This window comes from Pseudoduganella sp. R-31 (assembly GCF_049913235.1).
GTDB lineage: Bacteria > Pseudomonadota > Gammaproteobacteria > Burkholderiales > Burkholderiaceae_D > Rugamonas.
In genome coordinates, this window is the sequence record NZ_CP183986.1 from 844,250 (window position 1) to 864,982 (window position 20,733).

The window sequence follows — 20,733 nt, forward strand, 5'->3', positions numbered from 1 at the left end:
AAGGATGGTTATTTGGCAGCGCGTCGTGCTGGCGCTGGCCCTGCTGCTGCCGCTTACGGCAGCGCAGGCGGAGCAGGAAGACGGATATGAGCTTTGGCTGCGCTATCGGACGCTTGCCGGCGTAGCGTTGCCAAAGCAGATTGCGTTGGCAACGCCTGGATCGCCGACGGTGCAGGCGGCCGTGCAGGAATTGCAGCGTGGCTTGCGCGCCATGGCTGGCAAGGAGCCATCACTTGCCGTGCTTTCGGCGGGCGCCCAGCCGGCCAGCGGCGCTATCGTGCTGGCAACCCGCACGCAACTTGCAGCAAGCGGTGGCCAGGCTGCCGTGGCCGGCGCGCTGGAAGGACTGGGCGACGAAGGATATCTGCTGCGCTCGATGTGCGAGCCGAATGGGCGCAGGTACACGCTGATCGCAGCCAACAAGGATATCGGCCTGCTGTACGGTGCCTTCGCCTGGCTGCAGGCCGCGCAACTAGGCAAACGACTCGATGCGCTGGATGAACGCAACGCGCCGAAGCTGGCGCGGCGCGTCTTGAACCACTGGGACAACCTGGATCGCACCGTGGAGCGCGGATACTCAGGTGAATCGATCTGGAACTGGTGGGAGCTGCCGGATATCCGCGACCAGCGTTACATCGACTATGCGCGCGCCAATGCTTCTCTGGGCATCAATGGCACGGTGCTGAACAACGTCAACTCCAAGCCGGAGATCCTGACTGCACCCTGGATCGCGAAAGCTGCCGCCCTTGCTGACGTTCTGCGTCCCTACGGCCTTCGCGTCTATCTCTCGGTGCGCTGGTCGACGCCCCTGGAGCTGAAGCAAACCCGCACCGCCGACCCGCTCGATCCGCAAGTCGCGCAGTGGTGGCGTGACAAAGCCGACGAGATCTACCGCGTCATTCCCGACTTCGGCGGCTTCCTCGTCAAGGCCAACTCGGAAGGCCAGCCCGGCCCGCAGGATTACCACCGCACGCACGCTGAAGGCGCCAATATGCTGGCCGCCGCACTGGCCCCGCACAAGGGCATCGTCATGTGGCGCGCCTTTGTTTACGCCTCGGAACAGCCTGACGACCGCGCCAAACAGGCCTACAGCGATTTCGCACCGCTGGACGGCAAGTTCGCGCCGAACGTGGTGGTGCAAGTGAAGAATGGCCCGCTGGATTTCCAGCCGCGCGAACCGGTGCATCCCCTGTTCGGCGCGATGCCGAAAACGCCGCTGATGATGGAGTTCCAGGTCACCAAGGAGTACCTCGGTTTCGCCACCCACCTGGCCTACCTCGGCACGCTGTACGAAGAAACACTGCGCAATGCGGCGCCTGCGGTCGCCGGCATGGCAGGCGTCGCCAATATCGGCAGCAGCCGCACCTGGAGCGGTTCGCACTTCGACCAGGCCAACTGGTACGCCTTTGGCCGCCTTGCCTGGAACCCGCAGGCCAGGGCGCGCGATATTGCGCTGGAATGGGCCGGCCGTACTTTCTCTGCGAAGGCCGCGCCGGACATCGCCGGCCTGATGATGATGTCGCGTGAAGCCGTGGTGGACTACATGACGCCCCTCGGCCTGACACACCTGATGGGTACCGGACACCACTACGGCCCCGCGCCGTGGGTGTCGGACCTGGCGCGCCCCGAATGGAACCCGGCCTATTACCACCGTGCCCACAGCAAGGGCATCGGCTTCGACCGCACGGCGACCGGCAGCAACGCCCTGGCCCAGTATGCGCCGGCGCTGGCGCAGCGCTGGTCGGACCCGCGCAACACGCCGCCTGAATACCTGTTGTGGTTCCACCACCTGCCGTGGGATTACGCGATGCCGTCCGGCCGCACGCTGTGGGCCGAGTTGTTGGCGCATTACGACAGCGGCGTCGCCGCTGTGGCGGAAATGCAGCAGCGCTGGCAGCGCCTCAAGCCGTTGATCGACGCCCGTCGCCACCAGGAAGTGGCACAGCGGCTGGCCGTGCAACGCCAGGAGGCGCAATGGTGGCGCGACGCCAGCATCGCCTACTTCCAGTCCGTATCGAAGCTGCCGCTGCCCGCTGGCGTGCAGGCGCCGCCGCATAGCCTGGAGTACTACAAATCGCTGCACTTCCCGTTCGCGCCGGGACATGGCTGATACAGAACGATACTTTTTTTTGTTTGTGTTGGTAGCGGTAACAATTTATGTTACCAAATGGTAGTAATAACTATAATTTGGAGAAGACAGATGCAAGTAATATGCAGAGAGACCCTGCTGGGACTCACCGTCATGGCCGGCATGATTGCCCAGGCCTATGCGCAGGAAACAGTCACCCCCGCCAGCAACGTGGTGCAGGTGACCGGTTACCGCGGCAGCCTGGAAACTTCGGCGCGCGACAAGCGTGATGCGATCGGCTTCCAGGATTCCGTGTTTGCGGAAGACCTGGGCAAATTCCCGGATACGAACATCGCCGAATCGCTGAACCGCATCCCAGGCATCCAGGTCAGCCGCGAGATCAGCGGCGAAGGCCTGAATATCCAGATTCGCGGCCTCGGCACCAGCTTCACCAAGGTCTTGCTGAACGGCGCCCCGGTGGCGGTGGCATCGACCGGCCGCACCGACAACCAGAACACCAACCGCGAGGTTGACCTCGACATGCTGCCGACGGACCTGTTCCGCAAGCTGACCGTCAACAAGAGCCCGACCGCCGGCCTGCTGGAAGGCGGCGCAGCCGGCGTGGTCGACATGCGCAGCGCCCGACCATTCGACAACAAGGGCCGCTACATTGCAGCCAACGTGACTGCTACCGAAAACTCGGTCGCCAAGAAAGTCGGCAACCGCGGTTCCGTCCTGGCCAGCAACACCTGGGGCAATACCTTCGGTATCCTGGGCGGCATCGCCTGGGGTACCAACAAGGTCCGCACCGAGGGTTTTGAAACCATCGGCTGGACCAATGCCAACCTGAGCGCCGCGCAAAGCAGCTCGCCTACACGCAACAACACCGGCGGCGGCAACTGGACCATCCCATCGACCGTGCCGGCCGGCGCGGGCAACGGACTCACCACCGGCGCCACCATCGACCAGGTCTTCCTGCTGGCGAATAATCCGGGCCTGAACATCACCCAGATCGACAACGCCATCATCCCGCGCCTGGGACGCCAGATGGTCGAAAGCGGCAAGAAGGACAAGGTCTCCATCGTCGGCAGCCTGGAATACCGCCCGACCGAAAACCTGCAGTTCTACCTCGACACCCTGGGCGGGAAGAAGAAGAACACCCTGCAGCGTATCGACATGAACTGGGTCGGCCGCAACGGCGCCATGATCCCGCTGAACATGAAGGTCGACCGCGACGATTGCACCAATGGCTGCGTGGTCACCAGCGGCACCTTCGCCAATGCCCAGCACTTCCTCGAATTCCGTCCTTATACCGAAGACGTGACCTTGTGGGGCGCCAACCCGGGCATGGAATGGAAGATCAACGACAAGTGGAAGATGGATGCGCAAGCCAACATCACCCGCTCCACCTTCCTGCGCGATTCGCCGACCGTGATGCCGATCACCGCGCTGGGCACCGGTAATACCGTCGCCTTCGACAATACTTCGGGCGACGTCCCCACCATCAGCTCGAACATTGACCTGAACAACCCGGCCAACTTCCAGTGGAGCGGCGGCCGCGTGAACCTGCAGCAGGAAAAGCGCAACACCGAAACCAAGGGCGCGCGCGCCAATGTGACCTGGGGCGAAAAGTCCTTCAACGTCAAGGCCGGCTTCGCACTGGACGACATTTCGCGCCGCATTACCGCCAAGGACAATTCCGGCGCGTGGCAGGCAGCTGTTTGCGGCAACAATCCGAGCGTGTTCCTGCTTGGCCCGAACGGCGCACCGTCGTGCAACGGCGCCAGCACCCCGGGCGCCAGCGCGGCTGCGCTGTATCCAGGTTTCGGCACCGGCTACACTGCCGGCCGCACTGACACCCTGGTGTACAACGGCTCCCTGATTCCGGCGACCGCGCTGCAAAGCTACCTGCAGCCTGGCCCCGGCTTCGTCACGCTGGACTGGAACAAGTTCCGCCAGGACTCGCACTACGACCAGTTCGTGGCGACCGCGCCGGAAACCGGTTCCTCCAACACCAGCGCCTCCGCCGGCTACATCAAGGAAAAGACCAAGGGCTTCTACACCGAGGTCAATGGCGAAGCGGACCTGGCAGGCATGCAGCTGCGCTACAACGCCGGCGTGCGCCGCGTGAAGACCGACCAGACCGTGGGCGCCTTCAATTCGATTCCCGATCCGCGCAACGCAACGCTCACGCTGAACGGCAGCAAGTATCCCAACATCGACAGCTTCTACTACCTCGACACCAGCTACAGCAACACGCTGCCATCGGCCAGCGCCGCCCTCAGCCTGCGCAAGGACCTGCTGCTGCGCGCCTCCGCATCGCGCTCGATGACCCGTGCCGATCCGAACGCGCTGCGTCCGGGCATCAACGTCTCCAATCCGTCGGCCGATATCGGCAGCGTCGGCAACGCCTCGCTCAGCCCCTACCTGTCGGATAACATCGACGTCGGCCTGGAGTGGTACACCGGCCGCGAAGGCTATGTCAGCCTGACCCTGTTCCAGAAGAAGATCAACGGCTTCACCGTCAGCGAAAACGTCACTACCCCGTTCCGCGACCTGGCAGCCTACGGCGTGACCTGGGACGCGCTGACCCCGGTGCAGCAGGCAGCCATCAATGCGCGCGGCGGTCCCGACGCGGCCACCGTGGTCCTGACCCGCCAGAAGAACGCTTCAGGCGAGCTGAAGATCCAGGGCGTGGAACTGGGCTGGGTGCAACCGCTGGACAAGCTGCTGCCGGTGCGCGGCTTCGGCTTCTCCGAGACCATGACCTACACCAGGCAGAAAGCCAGCGGCGAAGGCACCAACGGCTTCGTGGCGCTGGGCGTGCCGCGCCTGACCAACAGCTTCACCGCCTACTACGAGCAGTCCGGCTACAGCATCCGCTTCTCGCACAACTGGACGGAAGGCAGCCAGGTATCGGGCGCCAACCAGAACGGCATCACCAATGCCGCGCTGTTCGTGAACGACTACAAGCAGCTGGACATGTCCTCCAGCGTGGACCTGGCCAAGGTCTTCGACCGCGACAACTGGCCAACGCTGACCTTCGACATCACCAACCTCAGTGATTCGGCGCAGCGTACCTACTTCCAGTACGAGAGCGCAGCCTTTACCAGGTACAAGCCAGGGCGGACTTTCAGCCTGGGGCTGCGTGCAAAGTTCTGATCGCCTGTGGTAGAGTCCCTTTGTTGTCCAACCACAAAGGGTCTTTTAAGCAGATGTCGAGCAAGAAGGTAAAGCCGAAGCCAGGATCCACGGCGCCGCGCAGCGGGGCGCCGACCATGTCCGACGTGGCCAAGCTGGCCGGCGTCTCGCCGATGACGGTGTCGCGCGTGATGAACGGCGACCCGAACGTACGCAGCACCACGCGCAAGAAGGTGGACGAAGCAGTAGCGGCACTGAATTACGTACCCAACCAGGCGGCGCGCCGCCTGGCCGGGGTACGGCCTGTACGCATCGGCTTCCTCTATTCGAACCCCTCGGCTGGCTACCTGACCGAATTCCTGGTCGGCTTGCTGAACCAGGCGTCGCTGAATAACGTGCAACTGGTGGTGGAGAAGTGCGAAGGGGAGCAGTGGAAAGACAAGACCCAGCGCCTGCTGGATAACGGCGTCGACGGCATCATCCTGCCGCCGCCGCTGTGCGATGTGCCAGGCTTGATCGACCTGGTGGCAAAGGCCCATGTGCCGGCAGTAACGGTTGCCTGCGGCCAGCCCGACAAGCGCGTCAGCGCCGTCAGCATCGACGACTACCAGGCCGCCTACACCATGACCAACCACCTGATTGCGCTGGGCCACCAGCGCATCGGCTTCGTCATCGGCCATCCGAACCAGACCGCCAGCGCACGCCGCCTGGCAGGCTTCAAGGCTGCCATGTCCGACAAGGGACTGGCGATGCCGAAAGAATTGACGGTGCAAGGGATGTTCACCTACCGTTCCGGCCTCGACGCGGCCGAGCAGCTGCTGGCACTTGAGCATCGCCCGACGGCAGTTTTCGCCAGCAACGACGACATGGCCGCCGCCACGGTGGCGATTGCCCACCGCATGGGACTGGACGTGCCGGGCGACCTGACGGTAGCCGGCTTCGACGACACCGCGCTCGCCACCACCATCTGGCCCGAGCTGACCACCGTGCGCCAGCCGATTGCCGACATGGCGGAAACCGCCGTCAAATTCCTGGTGCACCAGATCCGCGCCCAGCGCGAAGGCGACCCGCAGCAGCCGGAACACCTGGTCATGGATTCGACCCTGGTGCGCCGCCAGTCCGATGCCGCGCCGCGCATGCGCCCGCCGGCCAGGAGCGTCGCCAAAGCCTGATGAAAAATGGGGTACGTCCCCATTATTTGGTCATGCTAATATTTGGCTCATGATCGCTTCGGCCCTGTTTACCCCGGCCCAGCAAAAGCTGCTGGGCTTATTGTTCGTGCGCGTGAATGAGGGATTCCACCTCAATGAAATCATGCGCCTGACAGGGCTGGGCAGCGCTTCCGCACAGCGCGAGCTCAAGCGCCTGCACGAATCGGGGCTGATCGTTTCCGAACGCATTGGCAATGTGCGCCGGTTTCGCCCCAACAAGGAAAATCTGGTCTATCCGGAGCTGGCCAGCCTGGTCAAGAAGACTTTCGGCCTGGTCAGCGTGCTGAACTCGGCGCTGGCGCCAATGCGCAAGCAGCTCAGCGTGGCGTTCGTCTACGGCACCACCGTCAAGGAAGCGGAAGACTCCACCGCGCCGGTCGAGCTGCTGCTGATCGGCGAAAACACCACGTATGGCGAGCTGTTGAGCCGCTTGCCGGTGGCCGAGCGCCTGCTGCGCCGCAAGATCAACCCCAACCTGTATTCCGTCGACGACTTCCAGCGCCGCTTGCGCGAGGAACAGCCATTCATCCTCAAGATGCTGGGAGACCGCAAGGTCTTCGTGCTGGGCGACGATACCGACCTCGATAACATCATCAAGGAAGTCCACCCGGAGGAAGAGCATGGAGACGCGTTACCGGACATTTAAGGAGTTCTACCCTTTCTACCTGAAGGAGCACTCCAACAGCACCTGCCGCCGCCTGCATTTCGCCGGCTCCACCATTGTCCTGCTGCTGGTGGCGATGGCCATCGTCAGCGGCGAGCTGGCGCTGCTATGGCTGCTGCCCGTGGTGGGCTACGGTTTCGCCTGGGTCGGCCACTTCTTCTTTGAACACAACCGGCCGGCCACGTTCAGGTATCCGTTGTTCAGCCTAATGGGCGACTGGGTAATGTTCCGCGATATGCTTACGGGCCGGGTTGCATGGTGAGGGCGCCGTGCGCGGCAGGCTGATGGCCACGCGGGTATAGCGCCCCGCCTCCGATTCGCAGCCAATCTCGCCGCCGAAGGCCGACACCACGCGCTTGCAGAAGGCCAGGCCCATGCCGGTGCCGCCGCCATTGCGGTGTGTGGTATAGAACGGCTCAAAGACGTGCGGCAGCACGTCGGGCGCAATGCCATGGCCGTTGTCGCTTACCACCAGCCAGTTATGGTTGCCGCGGGAATAGCACTCGACATCCACTGCACCGCTGCCACCGGCCTTCACCGCCTGCAGCGCGTTCTTCAGCAAGTTATACAGCACGAACATCAGCAGTACGTCCGAACCGTGAAAGCTGTACTCGTTGCGGATGGTGACGCGCACCTGCGCGCGTTCGCTTCCGGAGAAAGGATAGCAAGCCATCGCTTCATCCACGCAGACGCTGATGGAATGCACGGCGAAGCTCTCGCTGCGCATGATGCCATCGCGCGCAGAGGCCAGCAACATGTCCACGATGAAGTTCGAGCGCGACACTTCGGCGTCGATGCTGCGCGCAATCTCGCCCAGGTGTTCCAGCTGGCGCGTGCCGAGTGCGCCCTGGTGTTCCGGCCGGTAGCCAGCGATCAGCTCGGGCAGGTTGCGCGCCAGGATGCGGGTCTGGCTGCGAATGCTGGCCAGCGGGGTGCGCATTTCATGGGCGATGGTGGCGGCAGCGGCCATCGGGTCGGCCAGCAGGTTATGGCGCACCATGGCTTGGGCGATCAGGCCCAGGGAGGCCATGATGAACAGCACGCCCGGCGGATACATTTCGACCCCGTAGTTGCATAGGTAATCGCTGGCCGCGCCGAAGTAGATGAGAATGCTGACCAGCACATAGCGCAGGCGCGTGCGCTCGGTTGATACCGCGCGCTGCTGGCGGTGGTACAGCAGCCACAAGGCGCGCCCGATCACAATCACGGTCTGCGCCAGGTGCAGCGGGTGCAGCCAGCCGGCCTTGGGATAGGCGCCGTAGAAATAATGCTGCAGCCCGGACAGCATCCAGTCCGTGGTTGGCAGCAGCAGGCCCAGGCCACCGGCAAACAGGTAGCTGAGGTAGAGGCCGGGACGCTCGTCCTTGCTGCCGGTCAGTTCGATGATGAAGTGGTACAACGTGGTCGGCAGGAACAGGATGGGCAGGTAGCCCAGGCGCGCCAACACCATGGCGGTGGTGTCGTTATGCGTCAGGAACAGCAGCGCCCAGCTCGCCTGCCAGAAGAAAGTGGTGGCGCATACGGAAAAAAAGGTCATGCCGACCCGGTTTGGGCCGCGCGAGCGCAATACGTACAGCCCATAGCAGATAAATAGGGCTGAGACCAATGCCGGAATTAGCGCATACATTGAGTTTCCTCAGCTTAAAAAGGGATTGTTAACAGCTTATTGTCAAGAAATTAGACAAGTATTGAGGAATATCAATAGTTCGGCGCGCCAATCGGAAAAAGTAAGGGCTGGCATTAAGCCGTTTTACTTTTATGGAGAAATAGTCCTATGTACGTCCACGTCCCAGCCCCCGACGCTCCTGCCGCAGCCGAAATGACCTTCCACCACAAGCTTTCGATTTTCCTCAAGGATTCCAATGCCTACGGCAATACCTACTTTGCGCGGTATTTCGAATGGCAAGGCATTTGCCGGGAGAAGTGGTTTTATGAATGTATTTCCCGCGACATGCTGCAGGCGGAGGGGGTATTTATTACCAAGCATGCCCAGAATGATTACCTGCAAGAGACCTTCCCATTCCAGGAAGTGTCGTGCGAGGTAAATACCTACGACGTCAGGAAATGCTCGTTCTGGCTTGAATTCCGCTTTTATGCCGATGGAAGCCCGGTATCGGTGGGCCGGCAGCAGATCGTGTTTGCCAACCACGCGAAACAGATTTCGCCGCTGCCCGAGCTGGTGCTCAAGCGCATCAAGCGCTACGCCCTCAAGAAATAACTGCCCAGCCCGTGTCCCACCATGGGGTCACACCCGAAACGGGACACGGGCACGGCCATTGCGCGCTTGAGGTCGTGTCTCACTTCGGGTGTGACCCCACGGTGGGACACGGGCCCATCTGTTAGCGCGATGCGGCGATCCAGGCGTCGACTTTGGACTCCAGCAGGGCCAGCGGCACGGTGCCGTCGCCCAGCACGATGGCGTGGAACTTGGCCAGCGTGAATTTGCTGCCCAGGGCCTTCTCGGCCTTGGCGCGCAGCTCCTGGATCTTCAGGGCGCCGGTCTTGTACGCCAGTGCCTGCGCCGGCCATACCATGTAGCGTTCGGTCTGGTTGCGCGCGACACTTTCGTCGCCCAGGGTTTCGGTCATGTATCGGATCGACTGCTCGCGGGTCCAGCCTTTGGCATGCATGCCGGTGTCGACCACCAGGCGCACTGCGCGCAGCATTTCGTCGTTCAGGTGGCCGAAGTATTGGGCAGGATCTTCGTACAGGCCCATTTCCTTGCCCAGGGTTTCCGCGTACAGCGCCCAGCCTTCGGTGAAGGCGGTATTGCCGCCGAATTTGCGGAACTTCGGCATGTCCAGTTCCTGCATCAGGGCGATGTGGAAGTGGTGGCCAGGTTTGCCTTCGTGCAGGAACAAGGTGTTCATGCCGGTGCTGCCGTATTTGGTCGGGTCGGTGACCACGGACCAGAACACGCCTGGACGCGAGCCATCCAGCGCTGGCGCGGTGTAGTGGTCGGATGCGGTATCGCGGCTCAGTTCAGGCTCCAGGCGCAGGTCCAGCTTGGCCTTGGGGATCAGGGTGAACATGGCGGGCAGCTTGGTGTCCAGCAGGTCGTTCAGCTTGTGGTACACGGCTTGCACTTCGTCTTCCGTTTTGAACGGGAAGAACTTCGGCTGCTGCGACACCCAGGTCGGCAGGCCGGCGGCCGGGCCGTTGTAGCCGAGTTTCGGGCCCAGCTTGGCGTATTCGGCCTGGATGCGCGCTACTTCGCGCAGGCCGGTCTGGTGGATTTCTTCGGCGCTCTTGCTGGTGGTGGTGGCATCGGCGATGCGTACCTTGTACCAGGCGTCGCCGTTCGGCAGGGCATTCCAGCCGGTGCTGGTGCGGCAGGCCGGGATATATTCTTGCTCCACGAAGGCGGACAGCTTGGCCAAGGCTGGATTCAGCTTGTCGGCCACGGTGGCGCGGAAAGCGGCGGCCAGGCGCTGCTTGTCGGCGTCGCTGAAGCTGGCCGGGAATTTGGTGACCGGCGTGAAGTAGATGTTCTTTTCAGGCGTTTCGCTGACCAGTTTTTGGAACTGCGGCAGCGCGGCAATCATGATGGCTTTCGGCTGGGTGATGCCCTTGGCCATGCCTTCCTTCATGTTGGCGATGGCCTGGTCGATCCAGGCTGGAAGCTGGTTCAGGCGGCTCAGGTAAGCTTCGTATTCCTTGACCGTGGTCAGTGGCTGCGATGCGTCGCCGCTCGAGAAGTTGGCCAGCGTGACCGGCATGCTGTCCATATGGCTGATCGGCAGCAGGTGTTCAGGGAAAGGCTCGTACGCCAGGTAAGTCTTCAGCTCGAAGGCCATCACGTCGTAGCTGATGCGGTCGCCGCGATTGAGCTGCGCGCGCGGGATGGCCTGCAGGCGCTTGGTGAAAGTGCGGTACAGGTCGAACTGCTTGCTGCGCGAGGCGGGCCAGATGGCGGTGCCCAGCTGGTCGTCGAAGCGGTTGTCGCCATTCTGCGTCGCGCCTACCGGATCGAACTTGGCGATGGCATCGTAATACTCGTCGGCCAATGCCCAGAACTGCTTCTTTGCCGCCTCATTGCTCTTGGCCGGAGCTTTTTCCAGCGCCGCAGGTTTGGCCGCGGCAGCATTGGCGTGGACCGGGGCATACGCCAGCAAAACGGCGGCCGCCAACGCGCCGAGGGTAATACGATGTTTCATTTTTCTTGATCCGGGTAAATGAAGGAGCGATAAGCATAGCCGAGCAAGCCCGCTGCTACAATGTTGCAAGATCGCTAAACTGGAACGAGGGAGCCGCATGTCGTATCCGCACATCGTTCCCCTCCAGAGCGCACCTGATGATCAACCGCGGCACGGGCCCTATGAAAAAAATCCTGGCAATGATGATTCCAGTGGCGGCGATGGCTGGATGCGCAACGGCGCCAACCGCGCAGCGTGGCTGCGTAGCGGAAAAGTTCGACAGCTTCCTGCCGCGCTACATGAGCGATCGCCAGTTCGCCGCCGAGCGCACGGTGTTCCCGCTTGAATCGCTGGCGACGGCGGAAGAAAAGAAAACGCTGGTAGCGCGTGAGCAGTTTGCGGCATCGGCCCTGCTGGCAGACATGATCAGGACCGATCACCTGTCGACCAGGCAGCTCGCAACGCCGGGCGGCATGGAGTTGAACGTGTTCCGGCCCGACTCGGATTCGCTGGTTTATTTCTACCGCTTCCGCCAGCAGGATGGCTGCTGGTACCTGTGGCAATTCGAGGACTCGTCGCTGTGAAAACAGGCGGCATCCGCCGGCAGCCAGGCCGGCCGGGAGCCGCGGCGGGCCGAGTCCCGGGCCTTAAGTAGCGTCCAGCGACTCCGCGCCGGTCATCAGCGATTCCACTGCCCGCTCGAACAGCGGCGAGTATTCCACCGGCCGCAGGCTGCCGTCGCGCATGGCTGCCAGCAGGGCTGCGCGCGAGTACACCAGTGGCGTGGTGTGGTCCGGCGCCGTGAACAGGAAGCCTGCATTGCGCGCCGCCACGGCACCCAGGCGCAGCGGCACGTAACTGCCGCCAGACAGCAGTTCGAAGCCGTTGCTGGCTTGCGCCCATTGCAGCCATTCGTCCTCGTAGCTCGATACCGGGGCCAGTGCCGGGTCGGGCTGCACGGTGGCCAGGACGCCATGCAGCGCAAACTCGGCGCTGAACTGCGGCTGTGCCGGCAAGGCATCGGCATGCGTGGTGGCGGCCAGCGCCGGCTGTCCCGCGTCAATGGCGGCGAAGCGTTCGCGCAAGCCTGCCACGTTCATGCGCGGCGTGGTCGGCATTGGCATATTGTTGGACAGCACATCCATGTGCAGCGACACCAGCTGGTCCAGTGCCGCCTGCGCATCGGCTTCGCTCATGCCGATCGTTGCCAGGCCGGCCCTCAACTCGCGGCCCAGCGACGGCAGCATTTTCATCAGCACCGAGCGTTCCTCCGGCAGGATTTTTTCCTGCGCGCTCCACACCAGTTCCGGCAGCAGCTTGCCGTAATCGGGCTGCTTGCCATAAGTGTGTACCATCACCTGCGCCCAGGTGCCGGTGATGAAATCCATCATGCGGCGGTCGACATTGACCGATTCGAGATGGCCGCGCAAGTTGTCCGCCAGGGCCGCCACGAAAGGCGCCACTTTCACCGCCCGTTCGAAGGCCGGCATCGAGCGGCGCACCACCGGGTCGCATTCGCGCAGCAGGGCGGCCAGGAAGCTATCCAGTTCCAGGGCCGCATCGGCGAACACGGAAGCGTCGTGCTCGTATTGCTGCAAGACCTGGTTGACCAGCCGTTCCACTTCGCCCTGCAGCGGCACGACCAGCGTCGAATCGGCACCGATGCCCACCGCGGCGCTGCCGATGCGGTCCAGCAGATGGCGCGCCGGCAGGTGGGCGCCTTGCAGCACCGCCAGGTCTTTCAGTGCCGCGCGCAGGAAGGGCGCGTGCAGGCGGCTCAGTTGTTCGCGGATGCCTTTGGGAAGCTGCTCGTCATTCAGGATGAACTCGAACAGCAGGCCGACCAGTTCCACCACGATGCGTTCCGAACTGTGCGGCAGGTTTGCCATGCGGTCGAGCAGGGCCAGCGGCGGTTGCGGGCCGCTGCCGGCATGTTCGCGCTGGAGCTGGCGCAAGGCGGTATCAAGCTGCACGCGCAGCGTGTTCTGCGCCTGCGGCGCACTGCGCCGGATGCCCGAGGGATTGAACATGCTGAAGACCAGCTCCTGCAGTTCCGGCTTGGATGGCACATCGGCTTGCCCGTGCAGGATGCTGGGCGGCGAGTCTTGCTGGATTTCCTTCCGTACCGCCCCCAGGCGCGCCACGCGCTGGCGCATGGCGACGTCGGCGTCGGCCTGCCCGGTTGCGGCGCGTTGCCATGCCAGGCGGTCCTGCTCCAGCCGGCTCAGGGCCGAGGGACGTGCCACCAGGCGCGAACGGATGCCGCGCGATTCGAATACTTCGCGCAGGCGGTTGTAGAACTCACCCAGCTCCGCCGTCATGGCGTGCGACAAGGTATCGAACAGCAGTTTGCTTTGCGCCTCGTCTGCCACCATGGCGCTCAGGGCGTCGTACAGGGAGCGCGCCAGCAGGTAAGGGCGGAACGGGTTTTCACGCTCGCGCACTTCGCTGTCGCCGTGCATCTGGGCGATGATCAGGTTCAGGTGGCCCAGGCTCAGTTCGTCCGCGTCGCGCAGCTTCAGCAGCAGGCGCTCGACTTCGATCTGACGCGTTACCACTTCGTCATCGATCAGGGTCAGGGTATCGGCGCGGAAGTCGTGCAGCCCGGTGCGCAGGTCGGTGTGCATGGTCTGCATGGCGCGCGCCAGCAAGCCTGCGTAAGAGCGCTCCATGCGCGCACGCATGGCAGCACCCTGCTCACGCAGGAAGAGGCGGCACGCCCCGGCAAGACGCTGGTCCGCCGGCGGCGCCGTACGCAGGGCTTCGCCCAATACTGCGTCCGCCTGCTCGGTCATCCGTTTGCACATTGTCGCAAAGCCTGTTTGCGCTTCTTCTAGGGCGAGTGCAAGCACCCTTTTCAACGTTTGCATATGCCTAGATTCTATCGAAATGTTGCGCCCAACAGTCAACAATTTAACGGTCGAAAATGTGTCAAAATGCAATTTTGACCGGAGTTTCCTGCAATGCGTATCGCGCTAGTTGCTGCCTTGATGTTAACCGCAGTGTCGGCCCAGGCCGATGTAAGCCTGGTGGGCACCATGAAAGAGAGGGCCCTGTTATCGGTCAACGGGGGCGCACCACGCACTTTCCCGGTCGGTGCCACGCTGCCTGATGGTAGCAGACTGGTTGGCGTCACGTCGGGCGAGGCAACCATTGAAGATGGCGGAAAACGCTATGTCATCCGCCTGGGCGAGTTCGCCGCGTCCAAATCCGATGGTGGCGGCAATTCGATGGTGCTGTCGCCCGATATGAATGGCCATTACGCGGTGGCTGGCGAAATCAATGGCTTCCCGGTGAAAATGATGCTCGATACCGGCGCCACGCTGGTGTCGATTCCGGCCGCGCTGGCGGGCAAGATGGGCATCGACTACAAGAACAAGGGCCGCCGGGCCTTTACTCAGACGGCAGCCGGCACGGCGCCGGTGTGGATTGTGAAACTGGACAAGGTGAAGGTGGGCGAGTTCGAATTCGCCAACGTGGAAGGCTCCATCAACGAAGCCGGCCTGGGCGTCATCCTGCTCGGAAATTCGGTGCTCAAGCGGCTTGACATGAAGACGGAGTCTGGCCTTCTGACGCTGACAAAGCGTTTCTAGCATACAGCGCCGCCACCACGTCCGATTGCGTCACGATGCCGGCAAAGCGGTCTTCGTGATCAAGTACGGGAATGTGGTGGAAGCCGGAATCGGCCATCAGCGGCACCAGTTCCGTGATGGGCGTGTCGATGCTGGCCGTGCGCGGGTGCTTCACCATGATCTGGCCGACCACCTCCGGCTTCTCCGAATGCGTGGTGCCTGACGGACGGAGGAAATCCAGCAACTGGCGGCGCATGCCGTGGTAGTCGTCCAGTCCGCCGTGTGCCATGAAGTCGCTGGTGGTGACGATGCCGATCACGCGCCGCACGCGGTTCAGGACCGGCACGGCTGCAATACGGTGCCGGCGCATTTCGCGCCAGGCATCGGCCAGCGGGGTGGCGAATTCCGCCGTCACCACGTCCTTCGACATGATGTCGCCGCAGGTGATGATGCCGAAGCGGCGCTGGTAGGCGCGCATCTCGGTCTTCAGGAACAGTTCTTCCAGGTCGTCGCGGCTGATATCCAGTTCCTGGTTGTACTGGCGCAGCACCGCGTCCAGGTCTTCCGGCTGGAAGCCGAAGCGCACCGTCGGCACCTCGTCTTTGGTTGCGTGCGGGTTCGGGTGTGCCAGCTGCTGGCTGTGGGGATAGCGGCGCCCGGTCAGATTGTTGTAGACGATTGCCGCCAGCACGACCAGCACGCAGTCCACCAGCACCGGTCCCAAAGGCAGGCGATAGCCCATGGCATGCACGGCCGGCCCGCCGATCACCATCATCAGCGCCGTGGCGCCGCCGGGCGGGTGCAGGCAGCGCAGCGCGTACATGGCGGCAATCGCCAGCGGCGTCGCCAGTGCCGCCGCCAACGGGCCGGGGCCGAAGAACTGCACGCAGGCCACGCCCATCAAGCCGGACACCACATTGCCGCCAATGACGGCCCATGGCTGCGCCATCGGGCTGGCGGGAAGGCAGAACAGCAGCACGGAAGAAGCGCCAACCGGGGCCACCAGCCACATCGCGTTATCGCCCAGCAGGTAGTGGGCGGCGAAGCTGGTTATCAAAAGGCCAAGCAGGGCGCCGACACTGGCGCGCAGGCGCTGGCGCTGGCTGGTATTGCTGCGGGCGGGAAGCAGGGAAAGAAGCACGGAATTCAGCATCCGGCCATTATCCCACGGTTGGCCGTGACTCTCAGCCACCGGCCCCGTGCGACACAAGGTCAAGCGGCAGGCTGGTGGTGAACTTGATCTGCTCCATCGAGAACGCGGACGAAACGCCGGTCAGTTGCGCGGCCTTGATCAGTTTCTTGTAGAAACGGTCATATCCATCGATATCGGTGGTCACGACTTTCAGCAGGTAATCGATGTCGCCGCTCATGCGATGGAATTCCTGCACTTCCGGCAGCGCCACCACGGCGGCGGCAAACTTTGCCAGCCACTTCTCGTCGTGCTGGCTGGTGCGCACGCTGACAAAGACGGTCACCGGCAAGCCCGCCTTGCGGCGATTGATGATCGCCACGCGGCGGTCGATATAGCCTTCCTCCTCCAGGCGTTTCAGGCGCTTCCAGCATGGCGTGGTCGAAAGGCCAACCTTTTCCGCCAGCTCGGCCACGGACAGCGTGCCATCGACCTGCAGCGCCCCCAGGATCGCGTAATCGAAGCGGTCAAGATCATTCATTTTTATTTATATGGTTATTTGGAATGCTTATTCTACATTAAGGCTTGTTTGAGGTAATTTTGGAATGCCTGATTCACGACTGGTTCGTAAACTATTGAGTATGAGCAAAGAAATCTACCTCGACGGGAATGCCACCACCTGCGTGCTGCCGGCCGCCATTGATGCGGCGGTGCAAGCCATGCGCGACTGCTTCGGGAATCCCAGCAGCACCCACGCAACCGGCCTCAAGGCCAAGGCCATGATGGACGCCGTGCGCCAGCGCGCCAAACGCCTGCTGGGCGTGGGCAACGGCCACATCATGTTCAACAGCGGCGCCACGGAAGGCATCCAGACCGCGGTGCTGTCAGCGCTGTGCGCCTTGCGTGAACGCCGTGAGCGCGGAGAAGCGATCGGCGCCCTGCTGGTGTATGGCGCCACCGAACACAAGGCCGTGCCGGAAGCGCTGGCGCACTGGAATCGCTTGCTGGGCCTGGGTCTCGAACTGAAAAAGCTGCCGGTGGACGGCGACGGCCGCCACGACCTGGCCGCGCTGCGTGCCTTGGCGCCGCAAGCGGCCTTCGTCTGCACCATGGCCGCCAATAACGAAACCGGCGTGGTGTCCGACCTGGTTGGCATTGGCGCCACGCTGGCAGCCAGCAAGGCGCTGTGGATGGTCGACTGCGTGCAAGGCCTGGGCAAGCTGCCGCTGGACCTGGGCAACACGCGCATCGACTACGCCCCGTTCTCCGGCCACAAGCTGTACGCGCCGAAAGGCATCGGCATGCTGTATGTGCGCGAAGGCGCGCCATACACGCCGCTGGTCATGGGCGGCGGCCAGGAAGCCGGGCTGCGCTCCGGCACCGAAAACATGGCGGGCATTGCGGCGCTGGGCGCCGTGCTGGCTGCGCTGGAAGAAGGCGGCACCTTCCGTTCGCCGTCGGAGCTGCACGGCTTCCGCGATAAACTGGCCGCCAGCCTGCGCGCAGCTTTCCCCGGCATCGTGTTCAACGCACCGCTCGACAAGGCGCTGCCGACTACCCTGAATTTCTCCGTGCCCGGTTTGTCGAGCAAGGAGCTGCTCGATGTATTCGACGCCGCCAATGTGCGCGTCAGCGCCGGCAGCGCCTGCTCCGCCGCCAAGGCTGCACCAAGTTATGTGCTCGATGCAATGGGCCTGCCGGCCTGGCGCAGCAGCAGCGCGGTGCGCATGTCCTTCGGTCCGCTCGCCAGCGAAGAGATCATCAACGAAGCCTGCGCCCGCATCGAACGCTGCGGCATGGCGCTGCGCGACGCAGGCCTGATGGATACGCCGGTGTCCGGCGCCGTCGTGCCGGAAGGCGTGCTGCAACTGAGCCTGGCGGGCAATCACACCTGGCTGCTGCTGGACGAGCCGTCGCGCCAATGCATCGTGATCGACCACCAGGCCGAACTGGGCGAACGTATTGACAGCCTGCTGCACAGCCACGGCTACAAGCTCGCGGCGCGTCTCAGCACGCGCGACGGCGGCGAAACCGACAGCTTCGCTTTCGGCGCACACGCGGTGCGCCGAGTGGCGCTGGATTCAACGCGCTCGGCTTACCTGCTGTGCAGCGGCGACAAAGTCGACTACGCCTTCACCGGCCTGGCGGCGTTGTCCGAACTTGCCGGCAAGGTGCCCGCCGATGCGTTGGTATGCGCCGGCCGCGAAGAAGTGAACGCCTGCTGCACCAGCTTGCGCGCCGAGGCTCAGGCCAGCAAGGCGAGCACGGAACTGAACCTGGACAGCATCGCCCTGGCGCGCCTGCTGGAAGCGCAACCCCAAGCCGTGCTGGTGGACGTGCGCGAAACCTACGAACAAGCCGCCTGCATTCCCGGCGGGCGCGCAGCGGAAAGCGTGCCGCTGAGCCGTCTGGCGGCCTTCGTGCCGGGCTGGCTGGCGGCCGTCGACCAGCCGCCGTTGGTGTTCTTCTGTCGCAGCGGGAACCGCAGCGCCAAGGCAGCGCAATGCCTGCGCCGCCTTGGCTACCGGAATGCCTACAGCCTGGCCGGCGGCGTCGCGCTCGCCGCGCCCGAGTTGGCGCTGGCTGCATGATTTTGTGAGCTTGTATCCTGTTTGCGGCGGCCTGCGGGCCGCCGTTTTTTTTGTGCCAACCGGCTCAGAGCTTCATTTCCAGCATTGCACGGAACAGGACGCTGGTCGGGGTGATGGTGGTGTCGCTGCGTCGCCCGGTGGCCTCGACATAGGAAGACTGCGCCAGGTTGTCCTGACGCAGCATGTTCGATGCCGACAGGCGCAGCTGCGTCTTCGGCGTGAACTTCCACAAGCCATACAAGTCCAGCGCGCGCTTCGGCACCGAATAGGCGTACTGCCTGTCGGAGATGCGCACTTCGCCGCCGCCCTGGTAGCTGTAGGAGCCGCCCAGGGTCAGCGGCAGCTTGTCCAGCTTCCAGTCCGCGCCGACGGTGCCGCTGACCGGCACCTGCTGGTCGAGGCGGTTGTTCGGGCCCGGTACGGTGTCGAGCTTCGACCAGCTGCGCGTCAGGTTGGCGCGCATCTCGACGCCCGGTGCTTCCTTCATGATCGAGCGCAAAGGCAGCTTGGCTTCCAGCTCGATGCCGTAAGTGTTTGCGGTGCCGGCATTGACCGGGCGCGACACCCACACGCCATCGATCAAATCCACCCGGCGGCGCGTGATGTCTTCGATGCGGCGCGCGTAAGTGCTGGCCGACAGCAGGCCGCCGCCTTCACCCAGGTAGTGCTCGAACGCCAGGTCCAGGCCCCAGGCCAGTTCCGGCTTCAGGTTCGGGTTGCCCATCATGTCCGGCGAAGTCGAGCTGTTGTTGTTGGAGGTGAAGCGGCGCGGAATCAGGTCGCCCACCCCCGGCGCCTTGTAGGTGCGGGTCAAGCCGAAGCGCACCTGGTCCTTCTTCTTGTCGCCCAGCTTGTACAGGGTCTGGAACAGCGGGCTCAATACGCTGGAGTTGTTGTCGATGCTGCCGTAGTCGGTGCCGGTGCTCTTGATGTTCACGCCTTCCCAGCGCAGGCCAAAGTAGACGGACCAGCGCTCGGTCACGTTCCATTCATCCTGTGCGTAGGCCGCCAGGCGGGTCACGTCGGCGGAATAGACTTCGTCAAGGTTCTGCGGCGCGATGCCGGCCGGCGCGCGCAGGTATTCTTCGCGCTGGATGCGGTCCTCATCGCGCTTGCTGTAGCCGATATCCCAGCCGGTAGCCAGGGCGTGGCCCGGCACGATCGGGCTGGAGTACTTGCCGGTCGTGGTGAAGCCCTTGTCGGTCGACTCGGAAGTGACGCTGCGCTTGCGCTCAACCTGCGTGCCGGTCTGCAGGTTCGGCGCGCCCACGTTGCGGTGGTTGTAGTTGAGGCCTGCCTTCATATCCAGCTTGGCGCCGTCGGCCAGCGGGCGCGCCCAGCTCAGATCCGTGCGGAACAATTCCATGTCGGCCTTGATATCCTGGTCCAGGCTGCTGAACATCGGCTCCTGGCCGTGCACGGTGCTGATGCGTTCCGTGTTGTGGGCGCGGAAGCGGTTGACCGCAATGAAGCTCTGCGAAGTGATCACGTCGCCCGGCTTGATCGTGTAGTTGATGCGCGGCGCCAGGTTGAAGTTGCGGAAGTAGCCTTCGCTGGTGGCTTCGCCCCGGCGCAGCAATGGTGCACTGCCGCCAGCTTCGGTGACGGTATGGCTGGGGCGATCGAAATCGCCGTGCAGGAAGCCGCCGCCGATCGAATACGACCACGGTCCCTTGCGGTCGGACATCTGCAGGTTGACGCTGGTGCCGGGCTGGCCGTTATCCGATTGCAGGCCGGCCTTGATCTCGGTCTGCGCGGTGGAGATGGCTTTCTTCAGCACGATGTTGATGCCGCCGGCAATGGCCTGGGTGCTGAACTCGGCGGTGGCGGCGCGCATCACTTCGATGCGCTCGATCATGTCCGGTGTCAACGAATCGAGCGAGAAGCCCGGTGGCGCAGGCTCGCCGTTCAGCATGATGGAGGTGTAGCCGCTGCCCAGGCCGCGCATGCGGATATTGCCGCCGCGGCCTTGCACGCCGTCCAGCGTGATGCCTGGCAGGCGCTTGAGCACTTCGCCGATGCTGGTGTCGCCATTCTTCAGGATCTCCTCCTGCGTCACGACGATCTTGGTCGCGGTGTCGTTGCGGCGGATATCCATCGCCGCGCTGCCCTTGATTTCAACCTTGGGCGTGGCGTTTTCGACGGGAGTTTGTTCCTGGGCGTAAACGCCGTGCAGGGCCTGGACGATCAGCAGCAGGGGGAGGGCGATTTTCTTCATGCA

15 protein-coding genes are annotated in these 20,733 nt (G+C 63.4%); 9 read left to right on the top strand and 6 right to left on the bottom strand.

Annotated features, from left to right (window positions below; translation table 11 throughout):
• Positions 1-4 precede the first annotated feature (4 nt).
• The 5 genes from ACN9MY_RS03840 (at position 5) to ACN9MY_RS03860 (ending at position 7,346) form a co-directional block, all read left to right on the top strand.
• Complete coding sequence (locus ACN9MY_RS03840; RefSeq protein WP_426336847.1) at positions 5-2,110, top strand: alpha-glucuronidase family glycosyl hydrolase; 2,106 nt, start codon at positions 5-7, stop codon at positions 2,108-2,110.
• A 90-nt stretch (positions 2,111-2,200) separates the two neighbouring features.
• Positions 2,201-5,230, top strand: coding sequence for a TonB-dependent receptor (locus ACN9MY_RS03845; protein WP_426320616.1), 3,030 nt, complete (start codon positions 2,201-2,203; stop codon positions 5,228-5,230).
• 53 nt (positions 5,231-5,283) lie between these two features.
• The gene (locus ACN9MY_RS03850) at positions 5,284-6,381 is read left to right on the top strand and encodes a LacI family DNA-binding transcriptional regulator (protein ID WP_426320618.1); all 1,098 of its coding nucleotides are present in this window, start codon (positions 5,284-5,286) and stop codon (positions 6,379-6,381) included.
• A gap of 49 nt (positions 6,382-6,430) precedes the next feature.
• Positions 6,431-7,066: an ArsR family transcriptional regulator gene (locus tag ACN9MY_RS03855; RefSeq protein ID WP_426320620.1), complete on the top strand. Its 636-nt coding sequence runs from the start codon at positions 6,431-6,433 to the stop codon at positions 7,064-7,066.
• A complete protein-coding gene (locus tag ACN9MY_RS03860) occupies positions 7,041-7,346 on the top strand; it encodes an Mpo1-like protein (RefSeq protein WP_426167659.1) in 306 nt (101 codons plus the stop codon). The genes ACN9MY_RS03855 and ACN9MY_RS03860 overlap by 26 nt, the downstream gene beginning before the upstream one ends.
• Here the strand turns inward: ACN9MY_RS03860 and ACN9MY_RS03865 are convergent.
• Entirely contained in the window at positions 7,290-8,711 is a 1,422-nt protein-coding gene (locus ACN9MY_RS03865) for an ATP-binding protein (RefSeq protein WP_426167661.1), read from the bottom strand. The genes ACN9MY_RS03860 and ACN9MY_RS03865 overlap by 57 nt on opposite strands.
• A gap of 147 nt (positions 8,712-8,858) precedes the next feature.
• Here ACN9MY_RS03865 and ACN9MY_RS03870 point away from each other — a divergent pair, with 147 nt between their 5' ends.
• The gene (locus ACN9MY_RS03870; RefSeq protein WP_426167663.1) at positions 8,859-9,302 is read left to right on the top strand and encodes an acyl-CoA thioesterase; all 444 of its coding nucleotides are present in this window, start codon (positions 8,859-8,861) and stop codon (positions 9,300-9,302) included.
• Between the two features lie 121 nt (positions 9,303-9,423).
• Here the strand turns inward: ACN9MY_RS03870 and ACN9MY_RS03875 are convergent, their stop codons facing one another.
• Complete coding sequence (locus ACN9MY_RS03875) at positions 9,424-11,241, bottom strand: DUF885 domain-containing protein (RefSeq protein WP_426167665.1); 1,818 nt, start codon at positions 11,239-11,241, stop codon at positions 9,424-9,426.
• Between the two features lie 161 nt (positions 11,242-11,402).
• Between ACN9MY_RS03875 and ACN9MY_RS03880 the strand changes: the two genes are divergently transcribed.
• Positions 11,403-11,804, top strand: coding sequence for a hypothetical protein (locus ACN9MY_RS03880; RefSeq protein ID WP_426167667.1), 402 nt, complete (start codon positions 11,403-11,405; stop codon positions 11,802-11,804).
• A gap of 63 nt (positions 11,805-11,867) precedes the next feature.
• Here ACN9MY_RS03880 and ACN9MY_RS03885 read toward each other — a convergent pair whose 3' ends face one another.
• Positions 11,868-14,090 carry a DUF1631 family protein gene (locus ACN9MY_RS03885; protein ID WP_426336848.1) on the bottom strand — a complete coding sequence of 741 codons (2,223 nt, stop codon included), beginning with the start codon at positions 14,088-14,090 and terminating at the stop codon, positions 11,868-11,870.
• A gap of 93 nt (positions 14,091-14,183) precedes the next feature.
• On the opposite strand from ACN9MY_RS03885, the gene ACN9MY_RS03890 reads away from it, so the two are divergent.
• Entirely contained in the window at positions 14,184-14,813 is a 630-nt protein-coding gene (locus tag ACN9MY_RS03890; RefSeq protein ID WP_426167671.1) for a TIGR02281 family clan AA aspartic protease, read from the top strand.
• Here ACN9MY_RS03890 and ACN9MY_RS03895 read toward each other — a convergent pair.
• A complete protein-coding gene (locus tag ACN9MY_RS03895) occupies positions 14,755-15,945 on the bottom strand; it encodes an HPP family protein (RefSeq protein WP_426336849.1) in 1,191 nt (396 codons plus the stop codon). The two genes, ACN9MY_RS03890 and ACN9MY_RS03895, sit on opposite strands and share 59 nt — an antisense overlap.
• 31 nt (positions 15,946-15,976) lie before the next feature.
• Positions 15,977-16,462, bottom strand: a complete 486-nt coding sequence (locus ACN9MY_RS03900; protein WP_426320630.1) for an Lrp/AsnC family transcriptional regulator — start codon at positions 16,460-16,462, stop codon at positions 15,977-15,979.
• A 100-nt stretch (positions 16,463-16,562) separates the two neighbouring features.
• Between ACN9MY_RS03900 and ACN9MY_RS03905 the strand changes: the two genes are divergently transcribed.
• Complete coding sequence (locus ACN9MY_RS03905) at positions 16,563-18,512, top strand: aminotransferase class V-fold PLP-dependent enzyme (protein ID WP_426336850.1); 1,950 nt, start codon at positions 16,563-16,565, stop codon at positions 18,510-18,512.
• 64 nt (positions 18,513-18,576) lie between these two features.
• Here ACN9MY_RS03905 and ACN9MY_RS03910 read toward each other — a convergent pair whose 3' ends face one another.
• A complete protein-coding gene (locus ACN9MY_RS03910) occupies positions 18,577-20,730 on the bottom strand; it encodes a TonB-dependent receptor plug domain-containing protein (RefSeq protein ID WP_426336851.1) in 2,154 nt (717 codons plus the stop codon).
• Between the last annotated feature and the right edge of the window lie 3 nt (positions 20,731-20,733).